Source organism: Pelotomaculum isophthalicicum JI (assembly GCF_029478095.1).
GTDB classification, from domain to species: Bacteria; Bacillota; Desulfotomaculia; order Desulfotomaculales; family Pelotomaculaceae; genus Pelotomaculum_D; species Pelotomaculum_D isophthalicicum.
Window position 1 is genome coordinate 1 of record NZ_JAKOAV010000062.1, and the last position, 7662, is coordinate 7662.

Below are 7662 nucleotides of genomic sequence, written 5' to 3' on the forward strand. Positions count from 1 at the left end.
TTTGGATGGAAACCCACGCTGCCGACCGGTTTGCCAACCTCAGATTAAACGAAGCCATCGGGGTTGGGGCTGAGGTGCTCGTTACCGCCTGCCCGTATTGCATCACTATGTTTGAGGATAGCAGGGCGGTCTTGAATTATGACGACGTCATTCAGGTCAAGGACATCACGGAGATCCTCCAGGAGGTGATTTAGATTACCGGGAAGCTAAGCATGCAGGAAGCGATTGGCGTGAGGGATCGGTGAATAACCGCCGACCTCCCACTCCACCGTACGTACCGTCCGGTATACCGTCAAGATGAACGTAACTAGTGAATACCTTTGTGATACTTGCGAAACCTAAACTGACGAAATATTTGTTAGTGAGAGTATGATTCAGGATTGGGTTACTGGATATTCTCCAGTAGCCCTTTCTTGTTATTTTCATTATTTTCACTTTGCGCCGCTGCATCCAGATATACATCCGGAGTCTGCGCCTTATCCATTAATCGAGGTTTGCCGCAGCGTTCTTCATGTCTGCTTATATACATTCTATTGGCGGTGTTGGATAAATGAAGTTTAAACAGTTGGAAACATTTTTAGGGGTGGCTGATCAACAAAGCTTTACCATGGCAGCCTATCAGCTTAATATTAGCCAACCGGCAGTAAGTTTTCAAATCAAGGCGCTTGAGGATGCTCTTGATGTAACTTTATTCAAGCGTGAGGATAAGAAAATGGTATTAACCGATGCCGGGCAACTGCTTTATCCTGAAGCGAAACAAATTTTCATGCATTACCAAAAAATCAAGGCCGAATTAGACAACCTGAAAGGGCTGAAAAAGGGACACGTGGTTGTAGGCGCCGGTCAAATTCCGGGGGAGTACCTTCTTCCGCTTTTGATCGGGGCATTTAAAAAAAGTTATCCTGGTATTCGAATTACACTTAAGATGTCTGGAAGCGGGCAGGTGGAGCGCTGGATCAAGGAGCGGGAGGTCGATCTGGGTATTACCGATGTGCCCGTGGATAGTGAAGATATTGAATGCTTCACCTGGTTGCAAGATCGACTAATATTAATTGTTTCGCCTACACATCCGTGGGTGAATTCAGGCACTATAAAAATCTCCGATTTGAAGAGTGAAAAGATGATTTTTTGCGAACAAGGGTCGGGGACCCGCCGGGCTGTTGAACAAAAATTGGCTGAATATAACATTGAAACCGGTGAGATAGCGGCGGGATTGGAGTTGGGAAGTACTCGAGCTGTAATCACGGCAGTCAAAGCGGGCCTGGGGGTAAGTATTGTATCCAGGTTTGCCGTGCGGGAATCGTTAAAATTGGGATTGGTGAGGGAAGTGCGGGTGGCTGGCTTTGATTTATGGTGCAATCTTTATCTAGTCCGGCACACTCAAAGAATGGGAGGGTTTGCTATTGATGCCTTCACCAGTTTTATCAATAACCGAGATATTCTAAATCAGCTTTCGTAGTTAATAAACCCATACTGACGTGGTAAATGATTTAAATAGCAATCCCGTATCACTATCAAAGTGGTACGGGATTGCTATTTAAATCATTATTTTCAGCCATTTGCGGGTTTTTAACAATGCCTCTTATTGTTGTTCAAATCATGATATTTTAGGTTATGCTTCCACGCTTCTGCCGGTTGAAACACTTTTCCCGGAAGATAAACCCTCTTGCTCATGGTCTTCTTTAACCAAAATCGGGAAGTTTTCTACTACAAACAAGTAGGCTAAAGCTAAAACGCTCCACATGCCTAAAGTAATCAGCCACTCCCAGATGCTGGGGAAGTAATGGCCGCCCGCGCTTTGAGCCATCCCTGTAAAGACCACGTTCATGCGGTTGAACACGACACCTGCTACTACTAAAATTGATGCGGTTAAAACACCCCATTGCGTGTTGCGGATGGCGGGAATTGCGTACATAAAGATGGGAACCAGAACAAATAAGATCATTTCCACTAAAAACATGTTGCTTTCGAAAGAGCCGTTAAAAGCCATGGAGTATACGCCGTGGTAGTTCAAGTCAATCATCCTAACAATAAAGTAGACAATCAACATACACATGGTAACTTTAGTGAGGCTTGAGAAAATCGGCGTTTCCGGTTTTCTGTTATAGGCTCTTGCCGCCAGCGTTCCTTCTATAGTCACCATCGCCGGCCCCAGGAAGAAGGCGGACCAGACAAAGAAGAACGGTATAATCATAGACCACCATAACGGGTTAAGCCGGTCAACTGTTACAATATAAAGCGAGCCCAGTGACGACTGGTGCAAAGTGGGTAAAACAATACCCAGGATTGTTAAAGGAACCATGGCTTTGCTTAAAATGTTCTTCAAAGGACCGATCTTAACTCTTTCAAAGAATATATCCCCAAACTCTAACACTTGTACAGTGGTATACAGCGATATGCACCAAAACACTTCAAACAGCACCGAGTGGAAACCCCAGTAAAAGAACGGCCGCCAGCAGTTTGTCCATCTCCCGATGTCCAGCAATAGACTCACCAGGGCAATGATATAGCCAATCAACGAGGTTAACAGCGCGGCGCGGGCAATCGGCAGATACTTTTCTTTGTGCAATACGTGCACAATCAACGCCGTGCTGAAGCCGCCGCCCGCCAGGGCGATACCGCATAGCAAGTCAAATCCGATCCACAAACCCCAGGGCCATTCGTCACTTAAGTTGGTTACCGCTCCAAGCCCTAATACAAAACGCGCCAGGGCGGTTACAACCGCAATACCCGCTAAACCAATCAATACATACCTGAATGGAGTAAGCTTAAAACTCCAGGTCTTTTGCATTGACACCTCCAATTTAAAAAGATTTACTCATCTTGTTTACCTTCAATAGTATTGACGGCTTCATACATTTCCTCATGATGATGCACTTCGTCGCGTCTTTTCGTATAGAAATTCAAAGCCGTCAGGATGGCGCCCCAACCGACAAAGATATATGGGGTCCATTTAAGCACGCTCCAGGTTAAAGACGGAATGGATTTTTCGGAGACATCTTTGCCGTATGCCGTGGTTTTTAAGCCAATTTCATCAAAAGGCACATCAGAAATATAAAGCCAGGATGTTCCGCCATACTCTTTTTCCCCGTACACTCGCTTGATATAGTTAGGATTACTGTTAATTCTCTTCCACGCCTCTTTTAGCAGTTCGTCTCTTTCCCCATATGTCAGTGTGCCTGTCGGACAAGCGGTAACGCAAGCAGGTTTCAAGCCTTCTTCTTTCATGCGGTCATAACAAAACCGGCACTTTTGCACAAAGGGAAGGGCCTTGTCCCATTGAAAAGACGGCACTCCAAACGGGCAGGCAATCATACAGTAACGGCAGCCAACACAATAATCCTGATTTAATTCGGTTGGCTTATAAATTACCGCACCTTCTTTGGTTTTTACGAATGAATGGGTGAAGCAGGCCGATTCGCACGCGGGTTCATCGCAGTGCATGCATTGTCTTTTTACAAAACGCCATTTAACTTGATCGCCCTGTTCGATTAAATGGTAGTTTACTACAGTCCAGTTGTATGCGTCCGTTTTGCCAGGGGCGTCCCAGTTATTCGTAAATTCGGTTTTAGTGGCCGGTAAGTCGTTCCACGTTTTGCAGGCAACCATACAGCTCCGGCAGCCAATGCATCTGGAAACGTCCACCAATACACCCTTTGACATCCTCACACCTCCAGTTTCTACTTGGAATTAAGTTGCTTGCAATTCATTTGAAAACATTACGCTTTCTTTATGTTGCAAAGAAAAGCTTTGGATTCCGGTATCATTGTGTTAGGGTCCCCGACGCTGGGTGTTATATCGTTGACCGAACTGCCCGTGGCCAGTCCCTGATAACCCCAATGGAACGGCATGGCAATAAGTTCTATTTCCTTGCCGTCAATGTTGAGCGGTTTGATAATTGGCAGCACGCTGACCTTGCATTTTATTCCACCGCGGATGGAACTGACAGCTACCATATCGCCAGGTTTAACCCCAATCTTATTAGCGAGGCCCGGCGATATGGTAGCAAACATTTCCGGCATTAGCTCTGCAAGATTGGGGCAGTTTCTGGTTACGGCGCCGCTCTGGTAGTGTTCCACCAGGCGGTGGGTGGTGGCAATATAAGGGAAGTCCGGAGACGCCGCCGGCGCGACTTTGGCGAAGTCACCTTTATACCTGGCAGCCACAGGGTTGTTTTGCAGTTTGCCCATAATGTTTTTTACCGGACTCTCAACCGGCTCGTAGTGCTCCGGTAGCGGGCCGTCTTTCATGCCGGTAGGCGCGAACAGCCTGCCTTGTCCTTCGGTATTCATGAAGAACGAGTTGGCCGCTGATTTGTCCGGTGTGATAAAGTCGCCGGTCACGGCGTCCTTGAACGGGAAGTCGGGTACGTCGTTGTTGACCCACTGCGCGCCGTCCCAGGAAACCAGCATTCTCTTGGGGTCCCAGGGCTTGCCGGAGGGGTCGGCCGAGTTGCGGTTATAAACGATGCGCCGGTTTGCCGGCCAGGCGAATGACCATTTCGGAAAGAGACCGAGGCCGCTCTTGTCTTCCCGGCTGCGTCTCTGGCAAGCGGGTACTTTCAATACCGGGTCTACAAACATGTAACCCGCGTAAATCCAGACGCCGCATGCCGTGGAGCCGGTGTCGGTAAGCTTGGCGAAGGAATCCAGCAAGGCACCGTCGGCTACGTTGTATCCGTTCATTTCTTTGGCGATTTTCATGATATCCGGCTCGTCGTGGCCGGGCAGGTCGTAATCCCAGACCATATCCAGGATGGGGGCGGGGAACTTGCCGCCGGCCTTGTACTCTTTACGGATGGCCTTAAACATTTCGTAGGCGATCCAGAGATCGCTCTTGGCCTGTCCGGGCGGTTCCACCGCTTTCCAGCGCCATTGAATCCAGCGGGAGCTGTTGGCCACTGTTCCTTCCTTCTCGTAGGAAAAAGCGGTCGGCAATAGGAAAACCTCGGTTTTGATGTCGGCCGGGTTGGCGCCGGGACGATGCCAGAAAGCTGCTGTTTCAGTTTCAAATAAGTCGACGGCTACCATCCAGTCCAGGTTTTCCGTCGCTTTGCGCGCGTTGATGGTATTGGGACCGCCTACCGCCGGGTTCTGTCCCCAGGCGAAGTAGCCTTTAATGCTCCCCGCGGCCATTTTTTCAAAAATCGCCATGTGGGAGTGGTCGCCACCGGTGTGCTTGGGCAGGTAGTCGAAACAAAAATCGTTATCTTTTGTCGCCTTATCACCGTACCAGGCTTTAAGCATGCTGATCAAGAACTTTGGTTTGTTGGACCAGTAACTTGTCTTGGGAGTTTCTTTTTCCAGGTATTCCTTTAAGTTTGTGTGTGCTGTCGCATTCGGGGCGCCTACGTAGCCGGTGAGGTTTCCATACAGAATGCCTTGGTCGGAAGAGCCCTGCACGTTTGACTCGCCCCGCTGGGCGTTGACGCCGCCGCCGGCGATGCCGATGTTGCCCAGCAAGAGTTGCAGCATGGCTGTCGCCCGGACATTTTGGGCGCCGTAAGTGTGCTGGGTGATGCCCATGGCGTAAATCAAGTTGCCGGCCTTATCGGGCCTGCCGGTGGAACAGTACAGATCGCATACTTTCTTGTATGTGTCTTCAGGTGTGCCGGTAATTTTGCAGACCGTCTTAATGTCGTAACGAGAGAGGTGTTTTTTAAGAATCTGAAACACGCAAAACGGGTCCTGCAGGGTCGGGTCTTTTTTGATTGCGTCCCCGTCTTTCTGGTACTGCCAGCTCTGATTATCGTATGAAAACTTGCCGTCTTTCTCCGTCAATCCGCTAAAGGCGCCGTCATTCAGGGCATAGTCCGGGTTGACCAGGTAGGAGGCGTTGGTATAATTAACCACATAGTCATGGAAATAGAGGTTATTTTCAATGGCGTAATTCATGATACCGTAAAGGAAAGCAATATCAGTCCCGGGGCGGTGCCGGGCATAAATGTCCGCCTTGGCTGCCGTCTTGGTAAACCTTGGATCGACAACAATCACTTTAGCGCCTCTTTGCGCCACGGCAATACCCAGATGCCGCATGACCTGCGGGTGGGTTTCCGCGGAATTGGCGCCGATAAATAAAAATACGTCAGTATTCTTATAATCGGTGAAACTGTTGGTCATAACTCCCCTGCCAAATGATTGGGCCAGGCCGGTTACAGTGGAGGAGTGACACAGCCGGGCGTGGTGGTCAAAATTAATAACCCCCAGGGAACGCATCATTTTTTGGAAGAGATAGTTTTCCTCATTGTCGCAAGATGCTGCCGATGTGGGCGATGGCTTGAGTGCGGTTAACCGTGACACCTTTATCGTCCTTTTCTTCAAAAGTTGCATCCCGGGTTTGCTTCACTCTCTTTGCAATTTCAGTGAGAGCCCAGTCCCAGTCTTTCTTTTCCCACTTGGTGCTGTTCGGGGCGCGGTACAGTACTTCCGTTATCCTGCGGTCATTAAGAGTCCGCTTGTGTTTCTTGTCCACAATGGTGTTGGCGTCGCCGAGGGCAATACCCTTGCAGCACATGGAACCTTCGTTGTTGGGGTTGTCCGGGTCACCTTCGATATAGATTATCCTGTCTTCTTCGGAATGGACTATAAGTCCGCAGCCGACTCCACAAAAGGCGCAAACGGAAGCGGTTTCTTTTGTCTTTTTAATTTTAAGGGGACCTGCTTCAAAAGTGGGCAGCTTGTCTTCCGTGGTGCCGGCAAAAGCAGGTATTGCGTTTGCCCCTTCCAGTAAAGCTGTACTACCGGCGCCCACACCTAGAAATTTCAAAAAATCGCGACGACTAATTTTTTGCTTCACAAATCTGACCTCCTTTGAAATAAAAGTGTGCTTGCTTAATCATATTGTTTATCTCCTTTCCAAGCCGGGAGGCATACCTGTTTCCTTATATACCCTAACGACCTGGAAATCATAGCTAATAGCTTTAGATCGCCAGGTTCGGAGATGTTATTAAAAACCACTATTTGAAACACTTATATTCTGATTCCGCTTTAATTGATTAAGGCGGTCAAATTTTCTAAATTTCCTCTTCTATCCTCCTTTCTTATAGCTAATAAACCAGTTGGTTAACTTTATAGCTTCTTGCTCTCTGTAATCAAGCTTGTTGTTTCAGTTCGAATTTTACCATAAATTATTTCCATAATACAAATAAACTATTTTTATTATATGTAGATATTTTATAAGCATTTTAAGGGTTTGCATATCAGTCACATGGTTCCCTTAATGTCTGTATAATGGGGTTAATTGTAGCTAATTCATCATAGAGATTTAATTTAGCGCTATTGGGGCGTAGATGTATTTATTGATCATTTCCTGTTTGTTCATAAAAATAGTTTATTTGCAGCGCTGGTTCATATAAAAATATTTTATATAAATAATAAACAATTGCTTTATATATTCAAAATTATATAATTAAAAAATAAGATTAATTTTTTTAAATATGAAATGCATAAATAAAAATTACAATTTTTCTAATTGATTAACTAAGATCTGTAGTAGCCAAGTTTTGATTAAAGTTTTCCATGGAAGGAAATTAGTTATTAACTCAACTTTCTCAGATAAAAAAGTGACTTAAAGCCTTGATATTCCTGATATTTTAGCGATAAAGAAGCCAAAACACCCCAAACTTTTGGTAAAATAGAATTGACAAAAAACCACTCCACCAAA

General features: G+C 46.6%; 3 protein-coding genes, 2 pseudogenes and 1 riboswitch. Of the genes and pseudogenes, 2 read left to right on the top strand and 3 right to left on the bottom strand.

Annotated features, from left to right (window positions below):
* Both L7E55_RS17135 and L7E55_RS17140 read left to right on the top strand, forming a co-directional pair.
* Window positions 1–194 (top strand): annotated as a pseudogene (locus L7E55_RS17135) ((Fe-S)-binding protein); the annotation flags it as partial.
* A gap of 356 nt (window positions 195–550) precedes the next feature.
* Window positions 551–1459: a selenium metabolism-associated LysR family transcriptional regulator gene (locus L7E55_RS17140; RefSeq protein ID WP_277445580.1), complete on the top strand. Its 909-nt coding sequence runs from the start codon at window positions 551–553 to the stop codon at window positions 1457–1459.
* Window positions 1460–1612: 153 nt separating this feature from the next.
* On the opposite strand, the gene nrfD is transcribed toward L7E55_RS17140, so the two are convergent.
* The 3 genes and pseudogenes from nrfD to fdnG form a co-directional block, all read right to left on the bottom strand.
* Window positions 1613–2791, bottom strand: a complete 1179-nt coding sequence (gene nrfD, locus L7E55_RS17145; RefSeq protein ID WP_277445581.1) for an NrfD/PsrC family molybdoenzyme membrane anchor subunit — start codon at window positions 2789–2791, stop codon at window positions 1613–1615.
* Window positions 2792–2814: 23 nt separating this feature from the next.
* Window positions 2815–3663 carry a 4Fe-4S dicluster domain-containing protein gene (locus tag L7E55_RS17150; RefSeq protein WP_277445582.1) on the bottom strand — a complete coding sequence of 283 codons (849 nt, stop codon included), beginning with the start codon at window positions 3661–3663 and terminating at the stop codon, window positions 2815–2817.
* Window positions 3664–3719: 56 nt separating this feature from the next.
* Window positions 3720–6795 (bottom strand): annotated as a pseudogene (fdnG, locus tag L7E55_RS17155) (formate dehydrogenase-N subunit alpha).
* A gap of 36 nt (window positions 6796–6831) precedes the next feature.
* A riboswitch (molybdenum cofactor riboswitch) is annotated at window positions 6832–6951 on the bottom strand.
* Between the last annotated feature and the right edge of the window lie 711 nt (window positions 6952–7662).